This is a genomic window from Mesorhizobium sp. WSM4806 (genome assembly GCF_055811635.1).
Window position 1 is genome coordinate 102370 of sequence record NZ_JBVVQZ010000013.1, and the last position, 14738, is coordinate 117107.

A 14738-nucleotide genomic window follows, 5' to 3' on the forward strand; every position below is an offset into this window, starting at 1 on the left:
CCTTACTGCCGCGACCGCTCATGAGTGCTCCGGCCGGCGAAGGTCGGAAGCGCAGGAAATTGCCGTTTGCGGGCCGGCATCACCTGAATATCGACACACCCTATCTGTCGGTGATGATCTTGACCTTGTCGCCCGCCGAAACGGCTGCGCCGGGCGACATTGCATTGAGCACCCTGAACAGGTCGAGCTTGCGGTCGACGCCGACCATCTGCGCCGCGAGCGAACCCATGGTCTGTCCGGGCCGGACCGTGACGACGCGGATATGCAGCGGCTTCAGCGCTGCTTTTTCGGCCGCGCTCAAGATCCGGAACGAGCCGCTGACCGAGCGCGCCACCGCGTCCAGCGAGGTGCTGGCGGAGGGGGCTGCCGTCAGCAGCCGGTAGACCTGGCCGCCGGCGCGGATCACCGCGATGCCGAACTGCCAGCCCTCGGCGCTGGCATGCGCCGTCGCCGCCTCGTTGCCGTTGATTGTTTCCTGGCGCACGCTGCTTTGGTCGAGACCGGCCACCCAGCCGCTGCGGAGGTAGTCGGTCAGCGATCGGTTCCTGTCGATCGAGACGCCGTCGAAGCGGATCGCTATGTCGCCCGGCCCGGTTGCCGTCACCGCCGCGGCCGAGTTGTCGATGATGAAGCCGTCGGGCACCGAGAACGACACGCCGAGCCCCGGATGCAGGAAGGTTTCGCCACGCACATAGCCTTCCTCCGGCGTGTCGCCATAGAGCAGCCCGTCTATGCCGGCGAGGAAGGCGTCGCGGTCGCGCGTGCCGACGCCGGGCGCGCCGAACTGGCGGGCGTGGCGCTGCGCCAGATCGATGCGTTGCGGCGTGTTCGGGTGCGTTGCCAGGAAGTCGAGGCTGGCGTCGGTGGCGCCGCTGATCGAGCGGAAATCGGTGTAGGCCGACATGGACTGCAGGAAGCGGCCGGCGGCAAACGGATCGAAGCCCGCCTCGCCGATCGACTTGATGCCGATGCCGTCGGCCTCCAGCTCCTGATTGCGCGAGAACTGGGCAAGCCGCAACTTGCCGCGGATCAGTGCCGCCTTGGCGGTCGGGCTGTCGCCGAGCACATCCGAGACGACTTTTGTCGCAAAGCCTTCCTCGGCCTCGAGCTGCTGGCGCTGCAAGCCGTGGTTTGCAGTAACATGGCCCATCTCATGCGCGATGACCGCGGCGAGCTCGGCCGAATCGTTGGCCAGCGCCAACAGGCCGCGCGTGATGTAGAGATAGCCGCCAGGCAATGCGAAAGCGTTGACGTTGGGCGAATTGAGGATCGTGATGCGGTAGGTCTGGCTCGGGTTGGCCGAAACCACCGTCAGGCTGCCGACGACTTTGGCGACCATGCGCTCGAGCTTGGGATCGGAATATTCGCCGCCATAGGTCGCGAGGATGCGCGGATGCTGCGCCTTGGCCATTTCGGCGACCTTGCTGTTGGCGGCAACATTGTCGACGGTGACCGGTTTGCTGGAAGGCTGGAAGCCGGATTCCTGAACGTCCGGAGGCGTGAACATCTGGCAGCTTGCCAACGCCATGGCAAAGCCGGCCAGCGCCAGGAAGCGCGCCAGCGGTTTCCTTCTCACTCTGTCTGTGCCGGTCGGCAGAACAGCTTCCTTTCGGCTCTCAGCACATGGCCCGAAAATCGGGCATCGATTTTCAGATCATGCGCAAAATCAACTGCCACAGCGTCGTTCGAGCCCACGAGCGCGGATGGCACCGTAGTGGCAAATCACAACCTATGCCGGACCAGTATCGGAGGACCTAGCCACACTACTTTGACCATGGCAAGCAAACGCCACATCGCCTGAAGCCGGTTTGGCCGTAAATTATGTCCGCTTCCGGGCAACATCTCGTGATCCTGCGCCAAACGGACCTGCACCGATATAGCGCCGAAAGGCTTCCGGTCCAGCCTTGGTAAAAAAATCGGCGACAGTCCCGGTTGCGGCAACCGTGCCATTGTCCAGGAACACCATGTCCTGGCCGATACGGTGGGCGTCCTCCGGCTGATGGGTGACGAACAGCACCGTCATGCGCCGCTCCGCTTGGAGGTCGGCTACCAGATCGAGCATGTCGTCGCGCAAGGCCGGTCCGAGCGAGGCGAACGGTTCGTCGAGCAAGAGCACCGGCCGGTCGCGCACCAGGACGCGGGCGAGCGCGACGCGCTGCCGCTCGCCGCCGGAGAGTTCGCGCGGCAGGCGCCGTTGCTTGCCGGCAAGGCCGACGCGCTTGAGCGCCCCGGCGATTGCAGCGTGGTCGGCCTCGGTCAGCCTGAGCGATGGCGAGCGGCCAAGGCCGACATTTCGTTCGACCGAAAGATGGGCGAAGAGATTGTTTTCCTGGAACACCATCGACACTGGCCGCGCCGAAGGCGGTTTGCCGCCGACATCGCCGCCACCGATCAGCACGCGGCCCGATCGCGGCGTCTCGAAGCCGGCCACCAGGTTGAGCAGTGTCGATTTTCCCGAGCCGCTCGGCCCCATGATGGCGGTGATCTTCGAGGCGGCGAACTCGACATCGAATAAAAACGGCGCTTCGCCATAGCTGAACGAGACCTTTTCCAGCCGCACAGCCGTACCGTTTTCGCTGTTGAGCATCATGATTTTTCTCCCCGTCCCAGCCAGTCCGCGGCCAGGACAAGCGCGAGACAGACCAGGCCGAGCAGCAATGCCAGGCCGGCCGCGTCCATCGTGCGGTAGCTACCCATGCGGGCCAGCAAGAGATAAGGCAGCGTCTGCAGGGAGTCGCTGCCAAACAGGGCAATGACGCCGAGATCGCCGAGCGACAAAGCCATCGCGAACGCGAAACCGGTGGCGAGCGGCCGCCGCAGCGACGGCCAGTCGACCAGCCGGAAACGATTCCAGCCCGAAATGCCAAGCAGCAAACAGAGCCGCTCGTGGCGTTCGCTCGCCGCATCATAGCCGGGGCGAATGGCGCGGATGGCAAACGGCATCGCCATCACCGCATTGACGGCGACGACCATGACAGGGGCGATGGCAAAGACGTCGCTGACGGTCCGCAGGAGCAGGAACCAGCCGGCGCCGATGACGACGGGCGGCACGACGAGGACGAAGCCGGCGCCGGTATCGGTGGCGTATTCGAGCAGCGTCCTGGCGCCGACGCGACGCCTCAAGGCCAGCGCCCGGCGTGCCATGACCAGCGACAGCGACAGCGCCACTGCAAGCAGCGCCGCCAGCAAGGCGAGCACGGCGCTGGTCAGCGCCGCTTGCCGCACCGCGCTCTCGCCGGCCAGCCGGCCGAGATCGGCGCCAAAGCCTGACGTCACCGTGGCCGCCATCGGCCCGGCGACGAACAGCAAAGCGAGGATGATCAATGCTGCGTTCAGCACGGTCTCGGCGGCGCCGGCCGAAAGATAGCGGCGCGAAGCCGCCGGCAGGTTGGCGTCGCCGACGGTATTGGCGCCGAGCCGCATCAATGCCAGCACGACGACGAAGGTCAGCGCGATCTGCAGCACTGTCAGCGTCACCGCGCGGGCAGGATCGAAATCGAAACGCAGCGCCTGGTAGATGGCGACCTCCAGCGTCGTCGCACGCGGCCCGCCGCCCAGCGTGAGCACGATGGTAAAGGATGTGATGCAGAGCATGAAGACAAGCCCGGCGACGCCCGGCAGCGCCGCGCGCAGCGTCGGCCATTCAATCAGCCGGAAGGCGGGCCTGGCGCCCATGCCGAGTTGGCTCGCCAGCCGCCACTGGTCGGCCGGCACTGTCGCAAGCGCTTCGAGGAACAGCCGCGTCGCCAGCGGCAGATTGAAGAAGACATGGGCGACGAGGATGCCGGACAGGCCGTATATGCCCGGCCAGCCCTGACCGCCGATCGCGCTGAGCACGCCGGCAAAATAGCCTGCACGGCCATAGAGTGCCAGAATCCCGAGTGCTGCGACGATGGCCGGCAGCGCGAGCGGCACGGCGAAGAGCTGCAGGATCAGGCCGCGACCAAAGAAGCGCGGATGCCGCGACAGCGCCCGCGCCACGAACAGCGCTGGCACGACGGAGAGCAGTGTCGACAGCAATGCCTGCCACAACGTGAATCGGGCGACGCGGAAGAGGTAGGAATCGAAGGCCGACGCGGCGCCGGACGGATCGCGGGCGCCTTCGACGATGAGCCCGGCGAACGCGCCGCCGATCAGCAGCGCAACAGCGGCAAGCGCAATTGTGCCGGCGGTGACGCGGGGGTCGGCAGGATATCCGGTACGCATGCCGCCCTGCCTAGTTCAACGATCGTCGAAGCAGAAAATATGGCTGAGGCCGAGTTCCCGGCGCCGTAGAGTGATCATCTCTCAATCACAAGCTACTTGCTCATCACCGACAGCCATTCGTCGACCCAGGCCTTGCGATTGGCGGCGACCTCTTCGGGGCTGAAAAGCAACGTCTTGGTCGGCTTGACGAGCTTGTCGAAAGCCGGATTGAGCGGCTTCTCGGTCTTGCCGGCAGGGAACATCCAGTTGGTCTCGGGAATGACATCCTGGAATTTCGGCCCGGTCATGAAAGTCAGGAACTGTTTCGCCAACGGGTTCTTCGCACCTGATTTGGTGATGCCGGCAACCTCGATCTGCAGATACGCGCCCTCGTCGAAGGACGCTGCCTGATAGCGTTGGGTGTTTTCGGCGACCATGTGATAGGCCGGCGACGTGGTATAGGACAGCACCATCGGTGCCTCGCCCTTGGTGAACAGGCCGTAGGCCTCGCTCCAGCCCGGCGTCACGGTGAGCACCTTTGCCTTAAGCTTGGCCCAGGCTTCGGGCGCCTTGTCGCCATAAACCGACTTCACCCACAACAGCAGGCCGAGACCGGGCGTCGAGGTGCGCGGATCCTGAATGACGATCTTTTCATCGGCATTGCCCTCGACCAATTCCTTCAGGCTCTTCGGCGGCGTCTTCAGCTTTTCGGTGTCGTAGACGACGGCGAAATAACCATAGTCGAACGGCACGAAAATATCGTCGCTCCAGCCGCCCGGCACCTTGACGTCGATGACGGCACCATGCGGCGAAAACAGGCCGGTGGCCTTGGCTTCCGCCGTCAGATTGGTGTCGAGGCCGAGCACGATGTCGGCCTTGGTCGCGGCCCGTTCGAGCCTGACGCGGTTGAGCAGGGCGACGCCGTCGGCGACCGCGACGAATTCGAGAATACAGCCGCATTCGGCCTCGAACGCCTTCTTGACCGCCGGGCCTGGACCCCATTCGGCGGTGAAGCTCTCATAGGTATAGACGGTGAGTTTTTCCTGCGCGGATGCCGGCCCGGTGCCGGCGAGAACGGTCGCCGCGAGCAGCACTGCCGAAACAAGTGTGTATAAAAACGTGCGCATCGGCGCCTCCTTCGTTGGCGTTGAAGGGAATTGAGGCGTCGGGTTGTCCGAAACGTCTAATCCCTCCGCCGGTACAAACCGGATCAGGTTCAGCGGGTTGGCAGGTTGCCTCTCAGCCGGCCCGCGAAGATCGCGTCCAGCACCCCGTTAGAGCGCTTCGACACATAGGCCCGGCCCATCTGCGGCGCAAGCGGAAGTTTGCCGGGCATCCAGACCGCGGCCTTCCGTTTCGCAAGCAGGGCTGGTAAGGGCCACGCATATGAGCAAATTCACCATCCTGCTTGGCGGCGACCTTATCGGCACGCCGCTGCTCGACCGCCAGGTCGAAGGCACGCGTGTCATCGCCGCCGACGCCGGCATCAGCCATGCCCGGACTCTGCGCCTGACGCCGGAACTCTGGGTCGGCGACTTCGATTCGGTGCCGGCGGATTTGCCGGACGAGCTCGCCGCCGTGCCGCGCCAGGTGTTTCCGGCAGAAAAGGACAAGACCGACGGCGAACTGGCTATCGCCGCCGCGCTCGAACGCGGCGCGACCAGCCTCGTGCTCGCCGGCGCGTTCGGCGGCAAGCGCACCGACCACGCCTTCCTGCACCTGGCGCTCGGCGTCCGGCTGGCCGAGGCAGGGACAGAGGTGCTTTTGACCAGTGGCGCACAGGAAGGCGTGCCCTTGCTTCCCGGAAAGGCCGGCTTCGACTACGCCGACGGCACGCTGTTTTCGATTCTCGGCTTCTCCGACCTTGCCGGTCTGACCGTGACCGGCGCCAAATGGCCGCTGAACCATGTCGAGGTGGCGTTCGGCTCGTCGCTGACCATTTCCAACGAGGTCAAGGGCCGGCTCGAAGTCGCGCTGGGCAGCGGCCGCGCGCTGTTGCTCGCCCATCCATTCCCCCTACCTGAAAGCTGACATGGCGCCGCCGCTTCTCAATCTCGACGGGATAAAACTGACCTTCGGTGGCACGCCGCTGCTCGACGGGACGGAACTGACGGCGTCGGCGGGCGACAAGATCGCTCTGGTCGGCCGCAACGGCTCGGGCAAGTCGACGTTGCTGAAGATCGCTGCGGGATTGATCGAGCCGCAGGATGGCGAGGTGTTCCGCCAGCCTTCGGCAACAGTGCGCTACCTGCCGCAAATGCCCGACATGGATGGTTTCGCCAGCGTCCGCGCCTATGTCGAGGCGGGGCTCGGACCCGCCGACGATCCCTACCGCGCCACCTATCTGATGGAGCATCTCGGCCTGTCAGGCGAGGAACGGCCGAACGATCTCTCCGGCGGCGAAGCCCGCCGTGCTGCCCTGGCCCGCGTCATGGCGCCGGAGCCCGACATTCTCCTCCTCGATGAGCCGACCAACCATCTCGACCTGTCGGTCATCGAATGGCTGGAGGAGGAGCTCGCCCGCACCTCTTCGGCGCTGATCGTCATCTCGCACGACCGCCGCTTCCTCGAGCGCGTGTCGCGCGCCACCGTCTGGCTCGATCGTGGCCAGACCCGCAGGCTGGACAAGGGCTTTGGCCATTTCGAGGAATGGCGCGACACCGTTCTGGAAGAAGAAGAGCGCGAGCAGCACAAGCTTGGCCGCCAGATCGTGCGCGAGGAGCACTGGCTGCGCTATGGCGTGACGGCAAGGCGCAAGCGCAACATGCGCCGGCTCGGCGAATTGCAGACCATGCGCCAGCGCTTTCGCGGCCATCGTGGCGCCGAGGGTGCGGCGACGATGGTGGCCAGCGACGCCGCCGAATCGGGCAAGCTGGTGATCGAGGCCAGGAACATCGAGAAGAGCTTTGGCGACCTCACCGTGGTCAGGGGTTTCTCGACCCGCATCCAGCGCGGTGACCGCGTCGGCCTGGTCGGCCCGAACGGCGCCGGAAAGACGACGCTGCTGAAGATGCTGACCGGCGAATTGAAGCCGGACTCAGGCACGGTGCGACTCGGCACCAATCTGGAGATCGCCACGCTCGACCAGAAACGCGAGGCGGTCGACCCGCAAGAGACGCTGGCGCAATATCTCACCGACGGCCGCGGCGAGAACCTTGTCATCAACGGCGAGCAGCGCCACGTCGTCTCCTACATGAAGGACTTCCTGTTCAAGCCGGAACAGGCGCGCACGCCGGTGCGCGAGCTTTCGGGCGGCGAGCGGGCGCGGTTGCTGCTCGCCCGCGTGCTGGCGCGGCCGGCAAATCTTTTGGTGCTCGACGAGCCGACCAACGATCTCGACATGGAGACGCTGGAACTGCTGCAGGAACTGGTCGCCGGTTTTGCCGGCACCGTCATCCTGGTCAGCCACGACCGCGATTTCCTCGACCGCACGGTGACCAGCCTGATCGCGCCGGAAGGCGGCGGCCGCTGGATCGAATATGCCGGCGGCTATTCCGACATGCTGGCGCAGCGCGGCGGCACCAGGCTGGACGACCGCAAGGCACGGCCGAAGGCCGAGACGAGTGAAGTGGCGGCGGCAGCCAGGACCGAGGCAACTGCGCCGAAGGGCCCGGCGAAAAAACTGTCGTTCAAGCAGAAATTCGCGCTGGAATCGCTGCCCAAGAAGATCGACGCGGTGACCGCCTCGATATCACGGCTGGAGGACAATATCGCCGACCCGGCCTATTACGAGCGCGACCCGGCCTCATTCCAGAAGACCATCGCCGCGCTCGACAAGGAGCGCGCCACGCTGGCAGCGCTCGAGGAGGAATGGCTGGAACTTGAAATGCTGCGCGAGGAGATGGAGGGGTAGACGCTTCGCCGTTGCTCCACCACGACAATGCGCATACATTATGCGCATTCTGCGGAGGTTATCATGCGAAAGATAGCTATGAATGCGGTTCGTCAGCCGGCAAATCTGTCGATCGACTCAAAGCTCATGAAGGAAGCCAAGGGACTCGATGTGAATGTCTCGCGCGCCGCCGAAGCCGGTATCGCAGAGGCGGTGGCTGCCGAAAAAGCCCGACTATGGAAACTTGAGAATCGCGCCACAATAGAAGCGTGGAACGAATACGTCGAAAAGCACGGTATTCCGTTGGAAGAACATCGGCAGTTCTGATGGCACGCTATGATGTCTTCGCGGGTCGGGTCGAAGGCAGCTATTTGCTGGACGTCCAATCCGACCTGCTCGACGATTTTAAAACACGGGTGGTGATCCCGCTGCTTCCGACAACAATGACGCCGCCGCCGATGCGAAAGCTCCATCCCCTCGTCGAGATCAATGGGCGAAAATTGGTTGTGGCCACCCATCTGATCGCCACGGTTCCGGCCAAGGAATTGGGCGAAAGTCGACTGAATATCTCCAGGCATCACGACGACATCGTGGCCGCGCTCGACATGCTGTTCCAGGGCTTCTGAGCCGAAGGGAGGCTGGTGAGCCGGCCTCAGCCCGCCTCTTTTGTTTGCCAGGCCTTCAGCGCCTCGTCGAACACCTTCTCGCCGGGAATGCCCTTTTCCATGGTGAGCAGCGCCCGCCGTCCGGTCTTGTAGACGACCGGCACGTCGATCCATTTCTGGCCCCGCAGCAGGGTCAGATTGGCGTCTTCGTCCGGCTTTGTGTCGTTGAGAGCGACCAGGAAGAAGCCGTCGGCGATCTTGGCCGGGATGCCGATCAGTGGACTGCCGGCATCCTGTTCAGAGCCCTTCATGGCGACGCGCAGGATGTTGTCGACACCGCCGCCGTCGAAACCATCGGGCGTCAGGAAAATCATCTCGATGATGTGGCTGGCCGGCAGCGTCTGGTCGGTGTTGCGGCGGATGGTCATGCGCAACTGCACGTCCTTGCCCGGAATGCTCGCCTCGGCGCGGATTGCCGGCTCGGGCGGCAGATTGCCGCCGGGCGATTCCTGCACCAGCGACCAGACGATGCTGCCGGGCTCGGCCGAGCCTTGCGCGGTGCTGGTGCGCTCCTCGTAGAAGATCGCCTTCTGGCCGACCGCCAGTGCGGTTTCCGCAGGCGCGGCTGTCGGTGCAGCACCCGGCGCGGCACCCGGGGCCGGCGCTGCCGGCGCGGCTGCGCTATCGGTCGGCGCCGCAGGCGCCAGCGTGGCGGCATCGGCAGGCGGTGTTGCGGGGGCCGCGCCCGGTGCGGGCACATTCGTGGCTGGCGTGCCGGCAGGCGCTGCAGGCGCAGGTGCGGCCGGCGGGGGCGTGGTCAGTGCTGCGACGGATTCGCCCTCTCCGATGCCACTTTGTCCTGAAGCTGGGCCGGGATCGACCTCACCGCCCTCAGGTGTCAGCCGCTGGGTGAACTTTGTGCCCTCGGCATCGGCTGGAGCCGCTGCGGCCGGGGCCCTTGCCGCAGCATCGGCAGCCGGCCGCTCGGCCGGGCTCGGCTTCACCAGCGGTTCTACGGTTGCGACCGTCGTGCTGTTGAGACCCAGCATGTTGCTGAACGCGTCCTTGTTCAGCCAGATGCCGTAGCCGCCGCCCGCGATGACGAGCAAGGCGACGACAGCGGCGATCAGCCCGCCATAGCTGCGCCTGCGCTCGGCAGGATGCTGAAAAGTGTCCGGCGCCGGCTCCTCGTCGTTGGGGAAGACATCGTCTCTAAAGCTATCGCTGTTCTCGTACGCCGCTGGAAGATCCGCGTCCGAAGGCTCCGCATCGGTGCCCTCTGGAGGCGGTTTTTGCCAATTCAGCGAGGCTTTGGCGGCAGGTGCCGGCTGCCATTCCGGCTCGGTCTTGGCCGGCTGCCATGCCGGCTCGGCCTTTGCCGGCTGTCGGACATGGCTGGGTTGGTTCTTGTTGCGGTCGATGGAGGAGAAGATGTCCTCCAACTCCGACAGCGGATCGGATACCGGCGCAGGCTTGGCGTAGCTCCGCTCGACGATGGCGATGGCATCTTCCAGAGTGCGCTTATGCTGGGCAACGACCGACGGCGCCAGCGGCGGTATGTTCTTCGCAAGCTTGTCCGCGATTGTCGAACGGGCCTTGTCATAGACCCTGGCGCGTATCTCCGGCGTCGGATTTCCAAGGCCGTCGAGCGTCTTTTTCAGAGCACCAACAAAATCTGCCATGCTTCAGTCGACCTGCATTTCGTTTCTGGGCCGGCCCCCGCAAATCGGCCGCGATGCCCGGAACAGCTTGGAATCTAGTCTTGAAACGGATCGGTCACAAGTATTGTGTCGTCCCGTTCAGGGCTGGTGGAAAGGAGTGCGACCGGCGCGCCGATCAGTTCCTCGATGTGACGGACATATTTGACTGCCTGGGCCGGCAGATCGTTCCAGCTTCTGGCGCCGGCGCTGGTGCCTTTCCAGCCCTCCAGCGTCTCGTAGACCGGTTCGACGCGCGCCTGCGCACCCTGGCTGGCCGGCAGATAGTCGATCGCCTCGCCATCGAGGCGGTAGCCGGTGCAGACCTTGATCTCGTCCAGCCCGTCGAGCACGTCGAGCTTGGTCAGGGCGATGCCCTTGATGCCGTTTACGGCGACGGCTTGGCGAACCAGCACGGCATCGAACCAGCCGCAGCGGCGCTTGCGGCCGGTGACGACGCCGAACTCGTGGCCGCGCGTGCCCAGGAACTCGCCGATCTCGTTCTTCTGTTCGGTCGGGAACGGACCTTCGCCGACACGCGTCGTATAGGCCTTGGTGATGCCGAGCACATAACCGATGGCACCCGGGCCGACGCCGGATCCGGCGGCCGCTTGGCCAGCCACCGTGTTGGACGAGGTGACGAACGGATAGGTGCCGTGGTCGATGTCAAGCAGCGTGCCCTGCGCACCCTCGAACAGGATGCGTTCGCCGGCGCGGCGCTTGTCGTCGAGGATCTTCCAGACGCGGTCCATATAGGGCAGGATCTCGTCGGTGACCGAAATCAGCTCACTCATGATTGCGTCATGCGTGACTTCGGCGTGGCCGAGCCCGCGGCGCAGCGCATTGTGATGCGTCAGCAGCCTGTCGACCTTCAAGGGCAGCGTTTCCAAATCCGCCAAATCCATCACCCTGACTGCGCGCCGGCCCACCTTATCCTCATAAGCGGGGCCGATGCCGCGACGGGTCGTGCCGATTTTCGTTCCCGAATTGGAGGCGGCGTCTTCGCGGAATCCGTCCAGCTCCCGGTGCAAGGACAGGATAAGCGCGGTGTTTTCGGCTATTTTCAGGCGCTCCGGCGTCACCTCGACGCCTTGCGCCTTCAATTTCGCAACTTCCGCGACGAAGGCATGCGGGTCGAAGACGACGCCATTGCCGATGATGGACAGCTTGCCTTGCCGCACCACGCCGGACGGCAGCAGCGACAGCTTGTAGACCTTGCCGTCGACGACCAGCGTATGGCCGGCATTGTGGCCGCCCTGGAAGCGCACGACGACGTCGGCGCGTTCCGACAGCCAGTCGACGATCTTGCCTTTGCCCTCGTCGCCCCATTGCGAGCCGACGACCACCACATTGGCCATGTTTCTTTTCCCTTGAGGCGCCGCTCCGAGCGGCTTGAATGGTTCGAAACGACAGGCTTCTATCGCATCGGCCAGAAAATCGGAATCGATTTTCGGATAGCACGACGCGAACGTTCAAAGCCTTGAGACGCGTACTTTGTGCGTCCAGGTGGACGTACGTCGTTCTATAACGTCAACACCCGGCGAGCGCGACCATTCTTTGCCGCCGAAAGCGCCCTCAGGCACAACAATTTTCACGTTTGACATCATTTACTTGGGCGAACCACCACAATAGGTCGGCAATGACCCTGCCCACCCCGGCTGGAATTTCGCGATGCATCGAACCGCCTATCTGTTCCTGCTGTTCACCACCTTGCTGTGGGGCGGCAACTCCGTGGCCGGCAAGCTGGCAGTCGACCATATTTCGCCGATGACGCTGGTCTTCCTGCGCTGGGTCCTGGCCGTTCTGATCATGCTGCCGATCGGCTGGCGAACGCTGCGCGAGGACTGGCCGGTGGTGCGCAGGCATTGGTTGCTGCTTGGCGGGCTCGGCGCTTGCGGCTTCACCTTTTTCAACGCGATCTTCTACACGGCGCTCAACTACACGACGGCGATCAACGTCTCGATCGAGCAGGCGGCAATCCCGGTCGTCATCATCCTCGCCAATTTCGTGCTGTTTCGCCTGCGTGTGAACCGGGTGCAGATCGCCGGTGTCGTGCTGACGATCATCGGCGTCGCCCTGACCGCCAGCCACGGCGATCTGCGCCAGCTTCTCAAGCTGGACCTCAACTTCGGCGACGCCATCATGCTGATCGCGGTGCTTTGCTACAGCTTCTACTCGGTCGGGTTGCGGCTGAAGCCGGCCATACGCTGGCAAAGCCTGATGCTGGCGCTGTCGATTGCCGCACTGGTGACCTCGCTGCCTTTCTTCCTCTGGGAGGTGGCTGCCGGCAAGGTCATCATCCCCGATGCGCGCGGCTGGGCGATAGCGTTCTACACTGCGATCGGCGCTTCGGTCGTCTCGCAAATTTTTTATATCAGGGGCATCGAACTGATCGGCGCCAACCGGGCCGGCCTGTTCATCAACCTGGTGCCGATCTTCGGCACGCTGCTTTCGGTGCTGATCGTCGGTGAGACATTCCAGCTCTATCAGGGCGTGGCCCTCGTGCTGGTGCTCGGCGGCATCAGCCTGGCTGAATACAGCGGACGTAAAATGGCGATTTGACAGCCGGAAAGCTGTGACGGGCCGTGAAAGAACTCTGTCGATATTTCGACGCCATTGTCGAACGCCCCGTGGGCTTACAAAGCTCGCGGGGCGCTCGCGCATGACTCAGGCGACGCCGACGTCGAAATGCAGCCGCTTGGCGGAGTCGATCGACTTGTGCGCCCGCACCTGTTCCAGCACCTTCTCCGGGAACGGCGCATCGAGATAGAGCAGCGCGATGGCATCGCCGCCAGGCCGGTTGCGGCCGAGCTGGAAGTTGGCGATGTTTACGCCGTTCTCGCCGCAGACCGTGCCGAGCAGGCCGATGATGCCGGGCGCGTCGGCATTCGTCGTGTACAGCATGTGCTGGCCGACCTCGGCGTCGAGGTTGATGCCCTTGATCTGGATGAAGCGCGGCTTGCCGTCCGAGAAGCAGGTGCCGGCGATCGCACGCGTCTTGTGCTCGGTCTTGACCGTCAGCTTGATATAGCCGTCGAACACGCCCGATTTGTCGCGCTTGACCTCGGCGACGATGATGCCGCGCTCCTTGACCATGATCGGCGCCGAAACCATGTTGACGTCGGAGACCTGCGGCCGGATCAGCCCGGCAAGTGTGGCGCTGATCAGCGCGCGCGTGTTCATCGTCGCGGTCGAGCCGTCGAACAGGATCTCGACCTCCTTGATCGGATCCTCGGTGACCTGGCCGACAAAGGCGCCGAGCACTTCGGCCAGCTTGACGAAGGGTTTTAGGCGCGGCGCTTCCTCGGCGGTGATCGACGGCATGTTGATGGCGTTGGAAACGGCGCCCTTGATCAGGTAGTCGGCCATCTGCTCGGCGACCTGCAGAGCGACATTCTCCTGCGCCTCCATCGTCGATGCGCCGAGGTGCGGCGTCGCCACCACATTCTCCATGCCGAACAGCTCGCTTTTCTCCGCCGGCTCGACCTCGAACACGTCGATGCCGGCGCCTGCCACCTTGCCGCTTTTCAACGCCGCGATCAGGTCGGCCTCGACGATCAGCCCGCCACGGGCGCAGTTGATGATGCGCACGCCGGTCTTCATTTTGGCGATCGCCGAAGCGTCGATGATGTTGCGCGTCTTGTCGGTCAAGGGCGTGTGCAGGGTGATGAAATCGGCGCGGGCGAACAGCTCGTCGAGTTCCACCTTCTCGACGCCGAGTTCCTCGGCGCGACTGTCCGACAGGAACGGATCGAAGGCGATGACGTGCATCTTCAGGCCAACGCCGCGCGTAGCGACGATCGAGCCGATATTGCCGCAGCCGATGATGCCCAGCGTCTTGCCGGTGATCTCGGTGCCCATGAAGCGGTTCTTTTCCCACTTGCCGGCATGGGTCGAGGCATTGGCTTCCGGTATCTGGCGGGCCAGCGCGAAGATCATGGCGACGGCATGCTCGGCGGTGGTGATCGAATTGCCGAAGGGCGTGTTCATCACGATGATGCCCTTGCGGCTCGCCGCCGGGATGTCGACATTGTCGACGCCGATGCCGGCGCGGCCGACCACCTTGAGCCTTGTGGCGGCGTCGATCAGCTTTTCGGTGACTTTGGTCGCCGAACGGATGGCGAGGCCGTCATACTGGCCGATCACTTCGAGCAGCTTTTCCTTGTCCTTGCCGAGATCGGGCAGGTAGTCGACCTCGATGCCGCGATCCCTGAAGATCTGCACGGCGGTGGTGGAGAGTTTGTCTGAGACGAGAACGCGGGGCATGGGCTTCATCCTTTGCGATTGGCGCCCCTCCCCTGACGGGAGGGTCGGCGCGAAGTGCCGGGGTGGGGTGGTTGCGGCCGGGCGTGGCCGAAATCTTTTTCTTCTGGATGGCGGACCGTTGAGTTGGGTGGAGGCGACCCCACCCGGCCCTTC

At 64.3% G+C, this 14738-nt stretch carries 12 protein-coding genes and 1 riboswitch; of the genes, 5 read left to right on the forward strand and 7 right to left on the reverse strand.

Annotated features, from left to right (window positions below):
- Positions 1-100: 100 nt before the first annotated feature.
- The 4 genes from AC0L2M_RS20360 to thiB all read right to left on the reverse strand — a co-directional run bounded on the left by AC0L2M_RS20360 (position 101) and on the right by thiB (position 5312).
- Positions 101-1528, reverse strand: a complete 1428-nt coding sequence (locus AC0L2M_RS20360; RefSeq protein ID WP_287176126.1) for a M48 family metalloprotease — start codon at positions 1526-1528, stop codon at positions 101-103.
- A 291-nt stretch (positions 1529-1819) separates the two neighbouring features.
- A complete protein-coding gene (thiQ, locus tag AC0L2M_RS20365) occupies positions 1820-2587 on the reverse strand; it encodes a thiamine ABC transporter ATP-binding protein (protein ID WP_473535775.1) in 768 nt (255 codons plus the stop codon).
- On the reverse strand, positions 2587-4206 hold the full coding sequence (gene thiP / locus AC0L2M_RS20370; RefSeq protein ID WP_473535726.1) for a thiamine/thiamine pyrophosphate ABC transporter permease: 1620 nt from the start codon (positions 4204-4206) through the stop codon (positions 2587-2589). Before thiP ends, thiQ begins: the two co-directional genes overlap by 1 nt.
- Positions 4207-4298: 92 nt before the next feature.
- Positions 4299-5312, reverse strand: a complete 1014-nt coding sequence (gene thiB, locus AC0L2M_RS20375; RefSeq protein ID WP_128245966.1) for a thiamine ABC transporter substrate binding subunit — start codon at positions 5310-5312, stop codon at positions 4299-4301.
- Positions 5313-5355: 43 nt separating this feature from the next.
- Positions 5356-5469: riboswitch (TPP riboswitch) on the reverse strand.
- Between the two features lie 102 nt (positions 5470-5571).
- Between thiB and AC0L2M_RS20380 the strand changes: the two genes are divergently transcribed.
- The 4 genes from AC0L2M_RS20380 to AC0L2M_RS20395 all read left to right on the forward strand — a co-directional run bounded on the left by AC0L2M_RS20380 (position 5572) and on the right by AC0L2M_RS20395 (position 8643).
- A complete protein-coding gene (locus tag AC0L2M_RS20380; RefSeq protein WP_473535727.1) occupies positions 5572-6216 on the forward strand; it encodes a thiamine diphosphokinase in 645 nt (214 codons plus the stop codon).
- Between the two features lies 1 nt (position 6217).
- Positions 6218-8038: an ABC-F family ATP-binding cassette domain-containing protein gene (locus AC0L2M_RS20385; protein WP_027152924.1), complete on the forward strand. Its 1821-nt coding sequence runs from the start codon at positions 6218-6220 to the stop codon at positions 8036-8038.
- Between the two features lie 63 nt (positions 8039-8101).
- Entirely contained in the window at positions 8102-8344 is a 243-nt protein-coding gene (locus AC0L2M_RS20390; protein ID WP_091593381.1) for a type II toxin-antitoxin system CcdA family antitoxin, read from the forward strand.
- Complete coding sequence (locus AC0L2M_RS20395; RefSeq protein ID WP_023803907.1) at positions 8344-8643, forward strand: CcdB family protein; 300 nt, start codon at positions 8344-8346, stop codon at positions 8641-8643. Before AC0L2M_RS20390 ends, AC0L2M_RS20395 begins: the two co-directional genes overlap by 1 nt.
- A 26-nt stretch (positions 8644-8669) precedes the next feature.
- Here AC0L2M_RS20395 and AC0L2M_RS20400 read toward each other — a convergent pair whose 3' ends face one another.
- Positions 8670-10304, reverse strand: coding sequence for a hypothetical protein (locus AC0L2M_RS20400; protein ID WP_128170974.1), 1635 nt, complete (start codon positions 10302-10304; stop codon positions 8670-8672).
- Between the two features lie 74 nt (positions 10305-10378).
- Positions 10379-11677, reverse strand: a complete 1299-nt coding sequence (locus AC0L2M_RS20405) for an adenylosuccinate synthase (protein ID WP_473535728.1) — start codon at positions 11675-11677, stop codon at positions 10379-10381.
- A gap of 313 nt (positions 11678-11990) precedes the next feature.
- Between AC0L2M_RS20405 and AC0L2M_RS20410 the strand changes: the two genes are divergently transcribed.
- A complete protein-coding gene (locus tag AC0L2M_RS20410; protein WP_287240371.1) occupies positions 11991-12881 on the forward strand; it encodes a DMT family transporter in 891 nt (296 codons plus the stop codon).
- A 105-nt stretch (positions 12882-12986) separates the two neighbouring features.
- Here AC0L2M_RS20410 and serA read toward each other — a convergent pair whose 3' ends face one another.
- Positions 12987-14585, reverse strand: a complete 1599-nt coding sequence (serA, locus tag AC0L2M_RS20415) for a phosphoglycerate dehydrogenase (RefSeq protein ID WP_031255292.1) — start codon at positions 14583-14585, stop codon at positions 12987-12989.
- Positions 14586-14738: the final 153 nt, after the last annotated feature.

Excerpts from the sequence above, each read along its gene's own strand:
- thiQ (WP_473535775.1), bottom strand. The coding sequence starts at position 2,587 with ATGCTCAACAGCGAAAACGGTACGGCTGTGCGGCTGGAAAAGGTCTCG.
- AC0L2M_RS20390 (WP_091593381.1), top strand. The coding sequence starts at position 8,102 with ATGCGAAAGATAGCTATGAATGCGGTTCGTCAGCCGGCAAATCTGTCG.
- thiB (WP_128245966.1), bottom strand. The coding sequence starts at position 5,312 with ATGCGCACGTTTTTATACACACTTGTTTCGGCAGTGCTGCTCGCGGCG.
- AC0L2M_RS20395 (WP_023803907.1), top strand. The coding sequence starts at position 8,344 with ATGGCACGCTATGATGTCTTCGCGGGTCGGGTCGAAGGCAGCTATTTG.
- thiP (WP_473535726.1), bottom strand. The coding sequence starts at position 4,206 with ATGCGTACCGGATATCCTGCCGACCCCCGCGTCACCGCCGGCACAATT.
- AC0L2M_RS20380 (WP_473535727.1), top strand. The coding sequence starts at position 5,572 with ATGAGCAAATTCACCATCCTGCTTGGCGGCGACCTTATCGGCACGCCG.
- AC0L2M_RS20360 (WP_287176126.1), bottom strand. The coding sequence starts at position 1,528 with ATGGCGTTGGCAAGCTGCCAGATGTTCACGCCTCCGGACGTTCAGGAA.
- AC0L2M_RS20385 (WP_027152924.1), top strand. The coding sequence starts at position 6,218 with ATGGCGCCGCCGCTTCTCAATCTCGACGGGATAAAACTGACCTTCGGT.
- AC0L2M_RS20405 (WP_473535728.1), bottom strand. The coding sequence starts at position 11,677 with ATGGCCAATGTGGTGGTCGTCGGCTCGCAATGGGGCGACGAGGGCAAA.
- AC0L2M_RS20400 (WP_128170974.1), bottom strand. The coding sequence starts at position 10,304 with ATGGCAGATTTTGTTGGTGCTCTGAAAAAGACGCTCGACGGCCTTGGA.
- AC0L2M_RS20410 (WP_287240371.1), top strand. The coding sequence starts at position 11,991 with ATGCATCGAACCGCCTATCTGTTCCTGCTGTTCACCACCTTGCTGTGG.
- serA (WP_031255292.1), bottom strand. The coding sequence starts at position 14,585 with ATGCCCCGCGTTCTCGTCTCAGACAAACTCTCCACCACCGCCGTGCAG.